Origin of the sequence: Nostoc sp. PCC 9305 (genome assembly GCF_963920915.1) — a bacterium.
Classification (GTDB): Bacteria; Cyanobacteriota; Cyanobacteriia; order Cyanobacteriales; family Nostocaceae; genus Nostoc.
Genome location: NZ_CAWUDN010000019.1, coordinates 59,754 through 75,954, shown reverse-complemented (window position 1 = coordinate 75,954; position 16,201 = coordinate 59,754). Strand labels below are relative to the sequence as shown.

Genomic DNA, 16,201 nt, shown 5'->3' with positions numbered 1-16,201 from the left:
TAAAGAGAAGGAGAAACTGTATTGTTCTCTTTCGGACTGAAGAACGTCTAATTTTTTTTAACGTAGACGCTTCTCTACGAGACGCTACGCGTAGCTTGCTTCCACGTTCGCGGAGCGTGCCGTAGGCAAGTGGTACGGCTTGTCGCAGGCTACTGCCAATAACTCTACGAAGGCGATAGGTTATTTTATGCTGGAAACGCAGTAAAACTCTGATAATCATTTTTCTAGTAATTAAAAATAAAAAATTTATGCACTATAGCAAATAAAAACTTTTATTCCCTGATGGAGTCGGAAATGCCAAGGCTAATAAAGGACGCAAGATAACTAGTTATTTTTACACAACCTGCGGATGTAATGTCTGTTTATTTACATAGATAACCAATCTAGTGTTATTGTTCCAAAAATGACTACAATTCTTAACTATAAAGAAGTATTTAAATTTCGCAAACATTAATTTACATCTGCTGAGTTAGTAAAAATTAATTATTAAGGATTTGAAATATTTACTGATGTAGATGTAATCGCTGCGTCAAGATTAAGGTAGGTATTCTTGGACAGGGGATTCCCTGATGAAACTAATTTTACGATCGCTACTCAAACTTAAGCGCACTAGTAAAGTTATCCTAGCTGTGCTGCTAATCTGTCTCGTGGTACGCTTACTCCCTTATTTTGCGCCCATTCGTGCCGCAGATATTGCCCAAAATCAGTTGGCAATGCAATTTAGCGATCGCAATGGTTTACCATTAGGAACATTGCTCACCCGCGATCAAGAGCATACATCAGTAGTACCACTAAATCAGGTTTCGCCCCAGTTTATCCATGCCATTTTAGCCGCCGAAGATGGCAGCTTTTACCATCATGGAGCGTTGGATATGAAAGCTGTTATCCGCGCCAGCAAAGAAGCCATCCACGCCAAAAGAATTGTTTCCGGTGCTTCCACAATTACTATGCAGTTAGCGCGAATGTTAGATCCAGTGCCGCGCAACTTCTCTGGTAAACTGAGTGAAATTTGGCTATCTTGGCGGTTAGCAGCAGGGATGAACAAAGATGAAATTCTCTCTGCATATATCAATCGGCTACCAATGGGCGGGAATATATATGGTGTAGAAGCAGCCGCGCGGACTTATTTTTCCATTCCAGCTAGTGAGTTGAATCTTGCTCAAGCTAGTTTGTTAGCTGCTATTCCCAATAATCCCACATATTTTAATCCTTATGAACATTGGGAACGGCTGAAGCAGCGACAAAAATACGTCCTTAATCGGATGATACAGGAAAAGTATATTAATAGTGCGAACGCAACCCGAACACATACTGAAAAAGTTGTGTTTCAGTCTCGCCAAGGGGGAATTATCGCTGCACCACACTTTTTATTTTGGTTAGCCAATCAGTTTGATAAAACGCAAACAGAACAAAATTCCCCCATCCGCACGACTATAAATCGCCCTTTGCAGCAGTTTGTAGAAGCACAGGTACAGCAGGTAATTTCTTCCCTAGCCGCTAACAATGTCCATGATGCTGCTGCGTTAGTGATTGATAATCAGACTGGTGAAGTTTTGGCTTATGTCGGTTCACCTGATTACTTTAATGAAGCCAAACTGGGACGCAATGATGGAGTGCAAGCGCTACGTCAACCAGGTTCTACCCTCAAGCCTTTTGTCTATGAACTAGCTTTAGAAAAAGGTTTAATTCGCCCAAACACCATTTTGGCAGATGTACCCGCCCATTATGCAATTCCCGGCGCGAAACTTTACAGCCCCACAGATTACACCGAAAGATTTCTTGGCCCGGTGCGGGTGCGAATCGCTTTAGCAAATTCTTTAAATGTACCTGCAATAAAGGTGTTAGAAAAAGTTGGTGTGGAAACTTTTTTAGAACGACTGCATCAACTGGGATTTGAACACCTAAATCAAACTCCAGAACATTATGGTTTAGGTTTGACTCTAGGTAGTGGCGAAGTAAGTCTCTGGGAATTAGCCCGTGCTTATCTGACCATAGCACGACAAGGAGAGGCGATTCCTTTAGTAAGCACATTTTCCAATTACCCAATCCAAAATCGTTCGATTGAGCAAAGTCGAAGTCCCAAATCTCAAATCCAAAATCCGACAATTTGGCAATTAATCACCAATATACTCAGTGACAGCTATGCTCGTGCAACAGCATTTGGTGTAGACTCGGTGTTAAATTTACCCTTTCCTGTTGCTGTTAAAACTGGCACTTCTTCCAATTTTCGTGATACTTGGACTGTTGGCTTCACTACAGATTACACCGTCGCTACTTGGGTAGGAAATTTCAACGGCGAACCAATGCGACAAGTTTCAGGTGTGACAGGTGCAGCACCTTTATGGAATCGAATTATGTTACATCTGCACGAACATCAAGAACCAGCAGCTTTTCCATCTCCAAAAGGTTTAGTGCAATTACCTGTTTGTGCAATTTCTGGGTTACGACCCACACCAGATTGTACCTCAGTGGTGCAGGAATATTTCTATCCTGAAGATAAAAGTAATTACGAACGCGAGCATCAATTCAATTTGCCACCAGAGTATGATGAATGGTTGGCAAAACAACAGCAGTCAAATTTTACTTCTACCAATTTGAGAATTTTATCTCCGCATCATGGCGATTTATTTTTAGTTTATCCTGGTGAAGAAGCAAAGCAAAAACTCGAATTTAAACTAGCGGGAAATAAATCTGCACTAGTGGAGTGGTGGTTAAATGGCGAAAAGTTAGATACAAACTCAGCTAATTCTTTATTTTGGAATTTACGTCCTGGTAAGTGGACTTTGGAAGCAAGAAGCGGGGAAATGAGCGACAAAGTAAGTTTTCAGGTGGAGTTAGCTAATATTAAACCTAGGCGTCGAGGATTTTCTATTAGTAATAATTGAAATAGCAACAATCGCTCTCTGTCAATGCGTAACTATTGAACGTGTCTGCTTGATAGGAATCTCAATGACAAACTCTGTACCCTTACCAGGTACAGAAATACACTTAATTTTCCCTTGATGTTTTTCCACAATAATCTCGTAACTAATAGATAATCCTAAACCAGTACCTTTGCCGATAGGTTTAGTAGTAAAGAAAGGGTCAAATAATCTAGTTTTATCTTCTTCAGTTATTCCTAAACCATTATCTTTTATACTAATAATTACAGACTCTTCATTTTTAACTTGAGTATGGATAACAATAGAATTAAGCTGTCTTTCAATATCTCCTTTTAAATACTCTACTTCCCGTTGATGTAAAGCATCAATAGCGTTACTGATAATATTCATAAAAACCTGATTTAACCCTCCTGCATAACATTCAATAAGAGGCAAATTTCCATAATCTTTGATAATTGAAATTTCCTGCTGTTTATGATTTTCTTTGAAACGATACTGTAAAATTAATAGCGTGCTATTAATTCCTTCATGAATATCAACAAATTTCATTTCTGCTTCATCAAGGCGTGAGAAGTTACGCAAAGTTAGCACAATTTCACGAATACGTTCAGTACCAACTGCCATTGATGATAAGATTTTTGGCATATCATCAACAATAAACTCTAAATCTATCTCATTAATTAGAGTAGTTATTTCTGATTTCTCACTAGAACAGTGTTGCTGATACAGTTTAATTAAAGTTAGTAATTGCTGACTATATTCTCTAACATGCATCAGATTACCATAAATAAAATTAACTGGATTATTGATTTCATGAGCAACACCAGCAACTAGCTGACCTAATGAAGACATTTTTTCAGTTTGAATAAGTTGTACTTGAGTGTGTTGCAATTCTTGCAGTGTATTTTGTAGCTGAACATTTTTATGTTTTAATTTTGCCGTTCTCTCCGTAACTTGCATTTCCAATCGATAATTCGTTTCTTCTAAAGCGGCTTGAGCAGCTTTTTTAGCTTTTAAGTATTGCTGTAATAAATGCAATACTAAAAGCCATGCCGGAATCAGCATCGCTAAACTTATAATAGACTCCGAAATTGCCCATAGAATTCTTTGATAATATTCATCAACCTTCTGCTGTAATTCTAGTGAGATATTAGACTTTCTTTTCATCACCCCATCAGCATAAATTTGCTTCTGAGTTTCATATTCGCGGCTAAAAAGTAGTTGTTGTGCTGTCTCTTTTTGATTTTTATTAACTAAATCAAAAGATTGATATTCCATTGCGACTAGGCGCTGATTAGCAGCATCAATTTTCTTAGCATCCTCATTTTTATATGCTTTAGGAGCTAGTTTAATCGATTCTTGTATAGCGATATCAAGCTTAGGTTCAAATTGGCGATATCGTTGTTCCCAAATAGTGTTTCCTGTAGCAGCATTCATGCGGGCTGACATAGTTAGTACTTCATCCAAATAAGCGATCTCATCACTTAATATTTGAAGTTTAAATTCATTTTTAGTAATACTATTGAAGTTATAATATGCTTCCAAATTGAGCCAAACTTGAGGAATGAATAAGAGCAGAGTAAGCAGTACTGTTACAGTTATTAGTTGAGAGGAAGCAAATCTCAGTTTATAAGGTATGTGCATTTTAATACTCTTTATTTATTTAGATATATTTTAATTAATTTTTGTCGCCGTTAATACTCTTGCATAAGTCTAGAGTTATCAGTATTGATACCGAAAAAATTTCTCAAAAATCCTATGGTTTCATTTTGGTAAATTTCAAAGTCAATTTTATTTATTTGTTTAATTTTAATCTTTCTGCCATAAATAAACCCTAATTTAAAACTCATAAAGTCTAGCTTGGAAAAATTATAAGGAACTGGATATATAAATTTAGCAAAGAATTGATAGATGAACAAATGTAGTTGATTGGTCTTTAAGTCATTACCCATTGTAAACCCTATGACAAAAGCTTCATCTTGAGAAGAAATCCCTCTATCTAAAAGTATGTGAATATAATCATGATTGAGCAGACTAATTTTTCCAGGTAATGCCATTATGCTATTAGGATTCTCCAGTAACCAAATGACAAAAGGTATTTTCGGCTCACCATGTAACCTAAATACTAATGAATGTGCTTTTTTCAAATTCATTTGAGCGATATCTACTTGAAAAGCTTTATCTAAATCAAAAGCCATATTCTGTATATTTATAATCAAACAACTAACTTATTAATATTTGTTTTTCTTCTAATTTGTCTATAATTCTCAACAAAGTTATTTTGATTTTTATAATTAAGTATATAAAAAATAATTTTACATAAAATTCCAGTATTATCACTGAAGCTTGTGCTAAGAGCAAAAGCATCTAAATGAAGAATCATCGACTGAAATAAATTGCTGCAACTCTGCTGTGAAAAAAGATGTTGCTGCAATAGCTCGATCGCGCTTTGGTTGATGGTCTGTTTCTCACAGTCTTGAGTTCGATGAATGCGTTGCTCGATACAAGTAACGAATTAGATACCGGAAAGTGTCAAACTAAATATGAAGTTTATAGAAAAACTGCAAACTCAAACTATGACTCAGCAACCAACTGATTTAGATAATAAAGCTGTATTTGAGCAGTTGTGGGAGATTACAAAGGAACTCCGCCAAAAATTAGAGGCTCGTTTTCAGTTACATCCAGACCCTTCTGTAGAAAATTTACAGCAATACAGCAGTCTTGATGGCAATATGAAGGGTTCGCTAACCGCTTTTTCTGGGGAAGAAATTGACTGGCTAGTGCATTCGTGGTTGGGAAACCCGGAAAAATCAAACTTTGGGACAATGCGTCTCACTACTTGGTTGAAGTCCCATATTCAGGTTCCTCATTTGGCCTTTGAGTTTGGCACACTTCCAAATGGAAATATTTTATTTTATATAGATTACATTGCCCGGACTGAGCTTTTAACCGATTTGGCATCTCTCGATCGCTACTATGAGCCAGTTAATGAAACATTCTTAAAATTACAGCAAGATTCGCGGCTCAAGGTATTTACTAGCAAAAGTGCGTATATTCGCCTATTTCAATCGCCCGTTAGTCTTTGCTACACAGGCGCACCTACTTTTGAAACCCTGCAACTAACTCGCACACTTGCACACGAAACACTCGATCGCTGGTTAACTTGGGTAGATGGCGCTGAACCTATGCCAGAAGATGCACGAAAAGCTTTAGCTGCTCGTGATTTAGCACTCCGCCGTATCAGTGCTGAACGCGATCCAGGTAATAAATTTGCCGCACAGATGTTTGGCTCGGAATTGACAGAGAAACTTGTGCGATCGCTCTGGGGTGGCGATCGTATTCTCTAAATTAGGCATTAGTCATTTGTCATTTGTCATTTGTCATTGGTCATTTGTTATGACTCTCAATTTTCCATGTCCACTAATTTAGAATCGTACTGCGCTTTAGCATCGCAAGTTACCTGTTATGCAATCAACCTTCACTCGCGATCGCCAATTACACTTTTACCCTGCTAATACTATGCTGGAAAGAGAAGTAGACCGCAAACACTTCCTGCAAACACAGCAAACCACCATTGAGTGCTTCACCAACCTGGGGATGATTTGAATTTGGGAATGGAAATTGGGAATTGGGGATTAGGAAGTAATAACAAATGACAAATGACAAATGACAAAACCAATAGAAGTCCGCAATCCCCGAACTGGCAAATTTGACTACGTAATTATCCCACCACCTCCAAGGTTGGTGGTACAGCAATGTAAGCGGACGCGCCGGGCACAAGTTCGCTGGCAGAAATTGGGCTTAGAGGGGAGAATTGAAGCTTTACAGCAGTGGAAGGAGGCGATAATATCTGGACGCGATCGCCTCACGGAAGCTTTGGTAAATGATACAGGAAGATTGTCAGCCTCGGTATTAGAAATAGACTCTTTACTCTCCAGCATCGATCGCTGGTGTCGGTTAGCACCGGAATTGCTGCAAGAATCGGCAAAAAATACAGCCATTCCCTTTATTGCCTTACAACAAACATCCGTTCCTTATCCCTTAGTTGGGGTAATTAGCCCGTGGAATTTTCCCCTGTCACTGTCTACTGTTGATACCATTCCGGCATTGTTGGCAGGTTGTGCTGTCATTGTCAAACCCAGTGAAATCACTCCCCGCTTCGTAGCACCACTGATTACAGCACTCAATACTGTTCCTAAATTGCACGAGGTATTAACTTTTGTGGAAGGAGCAGGTGCGACCGGATCTGTTTTAATTGAAAATGTAGATTTGGTATGTTTTACAGGCAGTGTAGCCACAGGGAGAAAAGTTGCACAAGCGGCTGCAAAACAGTTTATTCCAGCTTTTTTGGAATTAGGAGGAAAAGATCCTGCGATCGTTTTAGAATCAGCTAACTTAGAATTAGCAACCTCAGCAATCTTGTGGGCTTCCGTCGCCAACACCGGACAGTCATGCCTCTCAATTGAGCGAATTTATGTTGCAGACTCCATATTTGAAAAGTTTTATCATCAACTAGTAGCCAAAGCACATCGCCTTGAGCTAGCCTACCCCACAGTCGAAAGTGGAGAAATTGGCCCCATCATCGCCGAAAAACAAGCAGCCATTATTAGCGATCATCTCATAGATGCAGTTGAAAAAGGAGCAGTAATTCACTGCGGCGGTGTAATAGAAGATTTAGGTGGGGGTTGGTGGTGTCGTCCAACAGTGCTTACCCAAGTTAATCATTCCATGAAAGTCATGGCCGAAGAGACTTTTGGCCCGATTATGCCAGTCATGCCTTTTTCCACAATAGGTGAAGCAGTCTCTTTAGCCAATGACTCAATCTATGGATTAAGTGCTGCTGTATTTGCTTTGGAAACAGAAGCTTTAGAAGTTGCCTACCAGATAGATGCAGGTGCTATTAGTATCAACGATGCTGGACTCACCGCCATTATGCACGAGGGGGAGAAAAACGCCTTCAAATTCTCTGGTTTGGGAGGTTCACGTATGGGTGCAGCAGCGTTGAAACGGTTTATGCGAAAAAAAGCTATTTTGATCAAAACCAACTCAACTAGTGACCCTTGGTGGTTTGATAATCAAGAATAGTGAAGAAATAATAAAGAATTGATAACAGGAAAAATAAATACAAATGAAAAATAATAGTCTCTAATAAAGCTTATAGAAATAGGAGTTGAATATGTCTATCATGAAAACTGAAATGTCCCTAATGGCCCGTCATGAAGGAGAGTGGTCTGGTTCTTATAAACTGGTTGATACAGAAGGAGAAATTTTAGATAAATATACTTCTCATTTAAGCTGCAAATTTATTGAAAATCCTCCTTATTCCTACTACCAAATAAATCGCTACAAATGGCCTAATGGCAAACAAGAGGAACATCATTTTCCTGGTTTATATCGAGATAAAAAAGTATGGTTTGACACCGAACGTCTTGAGGGTAATGCCTGGGAAGTAGACGATGCTACTATTATGTTCCGATTTACTTTTAAGAAGGCTCCGGGTGCTCACTTGTATGAAGTGATTTTCCTCAGCCCTTGCAATAACTATCGTTTTCGCACCTGGCATTGGTTTAAGAACGATCGACTCTATCAACGTACATTGGTGCAAGAAGAACGGATAAAATAGACATAGCAGTGAAAACTGTCAGGGGTTTCAATAATCAAGCAGATATTATATAACTCTCATCTCAAATTTCAACTTAGTAAGGTACTTACATGGCCAAAGGTGACAAAATAAACTTTTCTACCCCTAGCGGGTTTCCAGAATTTCTTCCTAGCGAAAAGCGTCTAGAATTATATTTGCTAGATATCATCCGTAGAGTTTTTGAAAGCTATGGATTTACGCCCATCGAAACACCTGCTGTAGAACGTTTAGAAGTGCTACAAGCTAAAGGTAATCAAGGCGATAATATCATTTATGGAATTAATCCTATATTGCCACCAAATCGACAAGCCGAGAGAGATAAATCGGGCGAAACAGGTTCGGAAGCAAGAGCTTTAAAGTTCGATCAAACAGTTCCTTTAGCGGCGTATATTGCCCGTCACCTGAATGAATTAATCTTTCCCTTTGCCCGCTACCAAACCGATGTAGTTTTTCGAGGAGAACGGGCAAAAGATGGGCGTTTTCGTCAGTTCCGTCAATGCGATATTGATGTAGTTGCGCGTCGCGAACTCAGCTTGCTCTATGATGCTCAGATGCCTGCAATTATCACTGAGATATTTGAAGCAATTAATATTGGTGATTTTCTAATTCGCATCAATAACCGAAAAGTTCTTACTGGTTTCTTTAAATCATTGGGAATTGCCGAAAATCAAATTAAATCTTGTATTGGTATTGTTGATACTCTAGAAAAGATTGGTGAAAATAAAGTCAAACAAGATTTAGAAAAAGAAGGAATTGCAGCCGAACAGTCACAAAAAATTATTGAGTTTATCAAAATAGATGGTTCAGTTGATGAAGTCTTAGATAAACTCAAGCACCTCGCCCAAAATCTGCCAGAAACCGAGCAATTGAGTTTAGGAGTTACCGAATTAGAAACGGTAATTGCTGGAGTGCGTAATCTCGGAGTTGCCGAAAACCGTTTCTGTATTGATTTATCCATTGCCCGCGGTCTTGATTACTATACTGGCACAGTTTACGAAACAACTCTATTAGGACATGAAGCTTTAGGTAGTATTTGTTCTGGCGGTAGATATGAAGAATTAGTCGGGGTCTTTTTGGGCGAAAAGATGCCTGGTGTCGGCATTTCTATCGGCTTAACTCGCTTAATTAGTCGTTTATTAAAAGCTGGGATTCTAAGTACCTTAGCTGCTACACCAGCCCAGGTAATGGTAGTGAATATGCAAGAAGATTTAATGCCCACTTATTTAAAAGTTTCTCAACATCTGCGTCAGGCGGGAATTAATGTGATAACTAACTTTGATAAGCGTCCCTTGGGTAAACAATTTCAATTAGCAGACAAACAAGGAATTCAATTTTGCGTAATTATTGGTTCTGAAGAAGCAGCAGCGCAAAAGTCATCGCTCAAAGATTTGAAAACAGGCGAGCAAGTAGAAGTACTGCTAGAAAATTTAGCTGAGGAAGTTAAAAGGAGGCTTACCTAAAAGTTGATTTATAAAGTAGCGACTGTCTATTGCAATCTGTCTCATACACCCTACTTATTTGAAAGTCCTTTATGAGTTTGTCCGATCTCCCTAATCTCTGGGTTCCTCTAGCACTTTTAGGTTTAATTGTTATAGCTGCTGTATTCTTCAGCCGCAGCAGTTGATATTTAAAACATTACGCCTACTTGGAAGTCGTTATTTCTCTAACATCAATGTGTCAGAAGTAGTCACAGAGTCTCTAAAAATTGCCTACGAGCGCAATACTAGCGCTGCTATTCGGGAATTACGGCGGAAATTGGCAAGTGAGAATTAAAGATTTTGATTTTGCGATGCCCTCTCTACGAGACGCTTTGCGAACGGCGGGCTACGCCAACGCAGAGAATCTTCATCAACGGCAACTACTTGGTACGATAAAGTACAGAGTCTCACAACTTAACTCTCAAATAAATAGAAAAGGAATGCGTTCATGGGAAAAGGGAGATTAGAAGCATTCAGCGATGGGGTGATTGCCATCATTATCACTATCATGGTGCTAGAAATCAAAGTGCCGCATGGGTTCGATTTAGCTGCGCTACGTCCACTAATCCCAGTATTTCTGAGCTATGTGTTGAGTTTTATTTATATTGGCATCTACTGGAACAATCACCATCACCTACTACAAGCAGTCCGACACGTTAATGGGCGTATCCTTTGGGCTAATCTGCATCTGCTGTTTTGGTTATCGCTAGTCCCCTTCGTCACTGGTTGGATGGGCGAGAATCACTTTGCCGCTATGCCAGTTGCCCTTTATGGTACGGTGTTGTTGTTGGCTGCGATCGCTTACTTCATTCTGACTCGTACCCTGATTTTTCACCACGGCAAGGATTCGACTCTAGCGATCGCAGTTGGTGAAGACTTCAAAGGAAAATTATCAGTAGTTGTCTATGCTGTGGCAATTCCACTTGCCTTTGTGAACTCATGGTTTGCCTGTGCATTATACGCTTTAGTCGCAGTCATCTGGCTAATCCCCGATCGTCGCATTGAGAAGACTCTCACTTCCTGAACGAATTACGAATTACCTACAAGTGCAATAGCTCCACATTCCATCTACCCGTTGTCAGCCAAATCGGTATAAAAGACCTACTAATTTCACCAAAACAAAAGGCATAGCCGTTATCTTCTGGTGAACGCACGATCAAAACCTCTGTATAAAAAATTAAGAACGCGAAGTATCTTTTAAGACACTTCGCGTTTATACGCTAAAAAAGATTGCCTAATTGATTGTTGTCTTAAGCTGCAACTTTTTCCTCAAATGGTTTAAAGGTTTTTTTGCTAGCACCGCAAATCGGACATTCCCAGTCTTCAGGAATTTCTTCAAAAGGTGTACCAGGCGCAATTCCCGAATCAGGATCGCCAGCAACGGGATCGTAAATCATGCTGCATTGTCTACAAATCCATTTCCGAGTTTTAGGATCTTCACCAGCAACTCTAGTTGCTGTTTGTCCACCATTTAATACTTCTAAGGCTTCAGTGTAGCGATCGGCGTGATAATTTTCGATGAATTTTAACAAGCCAAAACGGTGGGCAGCTTCCCGAAATGTGTTGGCATGATCGGTAGATTCTTGAACTTGTTTGAGAAATTCTTCAGCAGCAGGATTGTCGCGATCGCGTTGGGCATCTGCGGCAAACTCTGGATACATTGTGGTATATTCGTAAGTCTCGCCTTCAATTGCCAAAGATAAACAGCGAGATACAATTTCCCGCTTTTGTTCATCAGTTAAAGCAGCTGCATCTTCTACCACAAGTTCTGGATGTAGTAACTTAAAATGTGCAAAAGCGTGTTCAGTTTCTTGATCTGCTGTTTCTTTAAAAAGTTTCGCCAAGTCTGTAAACCCAAGTTGACGCGCCACCTCAGCGAAAAACAGATACTTACGATTTGCCATCGATTCACCACCGAAGGCAGCTTCTAAGTTTTGAAGTGTAGTAAAGTTGGACAAATCCATAATTTTGGAATGACAGTGAATTGATATTGAGTACGAAAACACAGACTCTACAACCGCATAGCCGAGCCGGCGTTGCTGAATCAAGGGATGATTCTTGTAGGGTGGGCGTCTCGCCCGCCCTGAAATACAAGGGACGGGCAAGATGCCCATCCCACAAAACTAGCAAAATCATCCCGCAAATATGCAACGCCGCCGAGCCGTTATTTGTATAAGTTATAAATTATTTATACAAATTTTTGCAGCCCAGATTTAGCAATCCGTTTTATTTGTAAGATACAATGGCTGTCCTATCTTACTTGGACAATTATAAAACCGAAAAGTTTTGTAGATGAAAAACTATAGGACTCGTATTTGATTTTTGAAAAAACTCAGTACACTTTTATTCCTTCTTGCCTGTTCCCCGTTCCCTGTTCCCTCCCTATGCAAATAATTTCAGGAATCAAAGCAGATTCCTATATATTTTTGATTTACAGATGACTGTGATTACTTTAAGTTGTCTGAAGTTCTAAAAATGGGTAGTCGGTGTATCCTGTGGTGTCAGGGGCATAAAATTTTTTTAGATATGGAGTGTTTAAATGTGCGTTAAGTTCTAAACGTTTTGGTAAATCAGGATTAGGGAATATTGCTTTCATCAACAGAGTTTCTCCTCACGCGATTCCACCGTTGACACGGATATTTTGCCCAGTGATCCACCTAGCTTCGTCGCTAGCGAGAAACGCTACTACATCGGCGATTTCTTGCACATCACCCAGTTTGCCAAAAGCAGCCATTTGGGCTAAACGATCTATCTGTTCTTGGGTTTTACCTTCTCGGAAAAGTTCTGTATCGGTGGGGCCAGGAGAAATAACATTAACTGCGATCGCTTTTGCACCTAATTCTTTAGCTAGTACCCGCGTGATTTGTTCAACAGCACCCTTGGTTCCTACATAAGCACTATAAGTTGGCAACATCATCACTGTAGTTGATGAGGAAAAGTTGATAATCCGTCCTCCTTCTGACATGTGTTGCGCCGCTTGTTGACAAGTAAAATAAGTGCCTTTGACGTTAATGGCAAAAATCGCGTCGAAATCTTCTTCTGTCACCTGAGTAATTGGTTTATAGAAGGCGATTCCGGCATTATTGACCAAAATATCGAGTTTGCCAAAGCGTTCAAGTGTTTGCTCAAATAACCGTTGGATGTCGGGTACTTTGCTAATATCAGCTTGGATAGCGATCGCTTCTACCCCCAACTTTTCAATTTCTGCAACAACTTCTTGTGCTTTGCCTGCATTCCCCGCATAGTTGACGACAATAGATGCGCCGTTAGCGGCTAATTTTAGTGCGATCGCTCGTCCAATTCCCCGCGATGCACCAGTGATAATTGCAACCTTCCCTGTTAATGATGCCATAGATTAATCGAGTTTAATTTTGGTTAACTAAAGTGATTATCTATTGTTAAAGGTACTGTACCAAAGTTAAATTTAGCGATCGCTGCTAAAACTGCCGATTTCATTCCAGCCAAAATCCCGCCAGTGAATTCAAGTAACTCTCAGGCGGGAGAAATGAAAATACTTTGCAAAAGGTGAGGATACGTGCCCTCTTGGCGGCATTTTCACAGCAGATTAAGATTTGCTATGGCTTGGCGAATATTGTTGAATATGTTGAGCTAAATCGAATTTCTGAGTCTTCATTGAGCTAAACACAATGCCTACAGCAGTAAACTACGCCCTACCGAACTTGACAGAATTTAAGTGCTGATGACACAGGTATTGTCTTGACCATAGTCTACAAACATCTTTTATAAATTGTCTGTCTTCGTTAACCAAAAGCTCATCTAGTTTATCATATCTGCGTCAATTAAATTATTTGAAGAAGGGATTTTCTGAACCTATCACGGATTGAATCTCAATCGGACATGTTGGCTCAGATAAGAGCGTTCCATTAAATGTATAAGTAGTGCCTTTGGAATTGATAGCATTACCACTTATCCTCCGGTCTGGAATAAAGTCTCCTCTTACTTGACCGCTAAGTGCGATACTTTCTTCTGAATTTGGATTTGTTACTGCTTGCCAATTTCTCTGATCTTGACCTAGATTTGTACGGCTATAAGTAGCATCTAGTCCAACAAAGCGAAGGCTTTTACCATCGGCGTTAAATTCAAAACAAACAGTAAAATTATCTCCCTGACTCGAATTAACATTGACATCGTAGATTTTGCCCTCCACTCCAGCTTGTACTGGCGCAGCCAACAACATTATTTGTCCCAGTAAACAAGTTAAAACTAAACCGCACTTAGATTGGATGATTTTCACTGACATAATTATTTACCTCTGTTACGTAATCAAGTAATTGCTTACTTTTACTCATTGGTGATAGGTTAAGGTCATTAACCATTTGTCAATAAATAGTGGTGATTAAATTTACGTAATTTTCCAGCCTGTGATGCCTTTGCATAGCGTTTCATAGACAAGACTAGTTACGCCTACGCATATTTAAAAGCATCCTTCATCCTTGCCATAAAATTTAGTATAAAGCTTAATGAGATACTCATAGCAGAGATAATTTACAGCGTAATCACTATTGACAAAACGAGTTATATCTTAAAATGTCACCAATGCTTTCTTTTGAGGAGAAAAGAATGGAAGTGAGTTCAGAGTGTATTGCATAGATAGACACCTAGAGACTACTTTACAAGTTCTCCAACAAAGAGCGATCGCTATAGTTAACACTCTTGGGTGAAGATTGGTAGGAGACAAGATTGAGACTTCTCCCCTGCTCCTCCTCTCTACTCCCCTTAATTAAAATTCTGGAACGATCGCAACACCATCCCTGAGATTAAGCAACCCTGAAATAATAACTTTATCTTCTGGCTGTAATCCTTCAATAACTTGGTAATTGTTACCTTTAATCTCGCCTAGCTTCACTCGCCTTTGCCGAGCTACTTGTTGGGATACACCTTGGGGAGATATCTCTGTTTCAACTACATAAACAAAAGTGTCTCCGCCTACACGAGTCATTGCTGTTGTGGGAATTAAAACTCCAGGGCGCTGATTCCAGAACACTCTAGCCCTGACCAATTGATCTGCACGTAGCTGACCGTTAGTATTGTCAAAAAGTGCTTTAATCAATATCGTTTGTGTTTCATTGCTGGCATTAGGTGCAATAAAAAATATCCTACTTCTACCAAGCTTTTGACCTTGTGTGTTCATCACCTCTACTGGCATACCCTTACGCAATTGGGGCCCTTGCTGTAGAGGTACAGAGATATTCACTTCTAAAGGTCGATTTTGCGTGATATTAACTAATGGTGTAGAAGTATTAACTAAATCACCGACTTTCACAGGGATGTTGCCAACTGTGCCACTAAAAGGAGCGGTAATTTTGTCAGGCTGGGGCTGTTGTGTTTGAGTATTTACATTAGATTGCTGCAAAGATTTTTCAGCCTGCAAGATGGTGGCTCGTTGTGCTTGAATCCTGGAATCAATTGCATCGAGACTAGTCTTAGCATTGGCCAGCCGATTAGCAAACTGATTGCTAGTCTGTCGAGACACGGCTCCTTGTTCAGCTAGGTTGACAAACTTATCGTAGTTCTGCTGGTACAATTGCAGATTCGCAACGTAGGATGGTCGTTCTGCTTCTAAAGATTTGAGCGTGGCGCGGGCATTTGCCAGTTGCATTAAAAATGCTTGAGGCACAGTATTGCTTCCACTGATACCTGCTGGTCGTGTAGGATCTACTTGGAGAATTGCTGCTCCTTCGACGATTGGATCTCCAGATTTAACAAGTATCTGGGTAACTTGACCCTGAATCCTCGGTTGGAGCGTGACTGAGCGCAGGGATTTTAGACTAGCAATAAAATCTGAACTTTCCTCAATTATGCCGTTTTGTACTGCTGATATTTTGACTCTTACCCCTTGAGGTTGAGCGTTAGTATTTGAAGGTGCTGAATTTTGTGGAGTCAGTAAACGCCAGACTAGAGTTGCTCCGCCCCCTAACAATAGGAGTGCGGCTAAACTCAACCAAAGCCACCGCCGTTTTCCAGAAGGTGGCTCAAATGACGTTTGTGGAGCTTTTTCTCCAAAATCAGTTTGAGGCTCAGGGGATGTCATGGCTTTTGAGGAACTTAAGGAACAAATTAACTAGAATTCAATCAAAATTTCATCTGTCGATCTTGAAATTACTGATTTAGCATGAGGTTTTGCGGCAAATTATATGTTATCCCATCCAAATATACAGGTTTGATGATTCTGTCTAAAT

The 16,201-nt window shown here is 39.8% G+C and carries 14 protein-coding genes; 7 read left to right on the top strand and 7 right to left on the bottom strand.

Annotated features, from left to right (window positions below; genetic code table 11):
• The first annotated feature begins 569 nt into the window (after nucleotides 1–569).
• Nucleotides 570–2,885, top strand: coding sequence for a penicillin-binding protein 1C (gene pbpC, locus ACM0OX_RS09625; protein ID WP_414514680.1), 2,316 nt, complete (start codon nucleotides 570–572; stop codon nucleotides 2,883–2,885).
• 21 nt (nucleotides 2,886–2,906) lie between these two features.
• Here the strand turns inward: pbpC and ACM0OX_RS09620 are convergent, their stop codons facing one another.
• Nucleotides 2,907–4,526 carry a sensor histidine kinase gene (locus ACM0OX_RS09620; RefSeq protein ID WP_414514679.1) on the bottom strand — a complete coding sequence of 540 codons (1,620 nt, stop codon included), beginning with the start codon at nucleotides 4,524–4,526 and terminating at the stop codon, nucleotides 2,907–2,909.
• 50 nt (nucleotides 4,527–4,576) lie between these two features.
• A complete protein-coding gene (locus tag ACM0OX_RS09615) occupies nucleotides 4,577–5,080 on the bottom strand; it encodes a hypothetical protein (RefSeq protein WP_414514678.1) in 504 nt (167 codons plus the stop codon).
• Between the two features lie 378 nt (nucleotides 5,081–5,458).
• Between ACM0OX_RS09615 and ACM0OX_RS09610 the strand changes: the two genes are divergently transcribed.
• The 6 genes from ACM0OX_RS09610 to ACM0OX_RS09585 all read left to right on the top strand — a co-directional run bounded on the left by ACM0OX_RS09610 (nucleotide 5,459) and on the right by ACM0OX_RS09585 (nucleotide 11,025).
• The gene (locus ACM0OX_RS09610) at nucleotides 5,459–6,229 is read left to right on the top strand and encodes a red chlorophyll catabolite reductase (protein ID WP_414514677.1); all 771 of its coding nucleotides are present in this window, start codon (nucleotides 5,459–5,461) and stop codon (nucleotides 6,227–6,229) included.
• A 118-nt stretch (nucleotides 6,230–6,347) separates the two neighbouring features.
• On the top strand, nucleotides 6,348–6,488 hold the full coding sequence (locus ACM0OX_RS09605; protein WP_414514676.1) for a hypothetical protein: 141 nt from the start codon (nucleotides 6,348–6,350) through the stop codon (nucleotides 6,486–6,488).
• Nucleotides 6,489–6,548: 60 nt separating this feature from the next.
• Nucleotides 6,549–7,967: an aldehyde dehydrogenase family protein gene (locus ACM0OX_RS09600; protein WP_414514675.1), complete on the top strand. Its 1,419-nt coding sequence runs from the start codon at nucleotides 6,549–6,551 to the stop codon at nucleotides 7,965–7,967.
• 91 nt (nucleotides 7,968–8,058) lie between these two features.
• Entirely contained in the window at nucleotides 8,059–8,505 is a 447-nt protein-coding gene (locus ACM0OX_RS09595) for a DUF3598 family protein (protein ID WP_414514674.1), read from the top strand.
• A gap of 89 nt (nucleotides 8,506–8,594) precedes the next feature.
• Nucleotides 8,595–9,983 (top strand): histidine--tRNA ligase, encoded by a 1,389-nt coding sequence (gene hisS / locus ACM0OX_RS09590; RefSeq protein ID WP_414514673.1) that lies wholly within the window; start codon nucleotides 8,595–8,597, stop codon nucleotides 9,981–9,983.
• Between the two features lie 466 nt (nucleotides 9,984–10,449).
• Nucleotides 10,450–11,025 carry a TMEM175 family protein gene (locus tag ACM0OX_RS09585; protein ID WP_414514672.1) on the top strand — a complete coding sequence of 192 codons (576 nt, stop codon included), beginning with the start codon at nucleotides 10,450–10,452 and terminating at the stop codon, nucleotides 11,023–11,025.
• A gap of 226 nt (nucleotides 11,026–11,251) precedes the next feature.
• Here the strand turns inward: ACM0OX_RS09585 and ACM0OX_RS09580 are convergent, their stop codons facing one another.
• The 5 genes from ACM0OX_RS09580 to ACM0OX_RS09560 form a co-directional block, all read right to left on the bottom strand.
• Nucleotides 11,252–11,965 (bottom strand): rubrerythrin family protein, encoded by a 714-nt coding sequence (locus tag ACM0OX_RS09580; RefSeq protein WP_414514671.1) that lies wholly within the window; start codon nucleotides 11,963–11,965, stop codon nucleotides 11,252–11,254.
• A 488-nt stretch (nucleotides 11,966–12,453) separates the two neighbouring features.
• Entirely contained in the window at nucleotides 12,454–12,597 is a 144-nt protein-coding gene (locus ACM0OX_RS09575; protein ID WP_414514670.1) for a hypothetical protein, read from the bottom strand.
• 15 nt (nucleotides 12,598–12,612) lie between these two features.
• Entirely contained in the window at nucleotides 12,613–13,353 is a 741-nt protein-coding gene (locus ACM0OX_RS09570) for an SDR family oxidoreductase (protein ID WP_414514669.1), read from the bottom strand.
• A 453-nt stretch (nucleotides 13,354–13,806) separates the two neighbouring features.
• Nucleotides 13,807–14,262 carry a hypothetical protein gene (locus ACM0OX_RS09565; RefSeq protein ID WP_414514668.1) on the bottom strand — a complete coding sequence of 152 codons (456 nt, stop codon included), beginning with the start codon at nucleotides 14,260–14,262 and terminating at the stop codon, nucleotides 13,807–13,809.
• 480 nt (nucleotides 14,263–14,742) lie between these two features.
• A complete protein-coding gene (locus ACM0OX_RS09560; RefSeq protein ID WP_414514667.1) occupies nucleotides 14,743–16,053 on the bottom strand; it encodes an efflux RND transporter periplasmic adaptor subunit in 1,311 nt (436 codons plus the stop codon).
• Nucleotides 16,054–16,201: the final 148 nt, after the last annotated feature.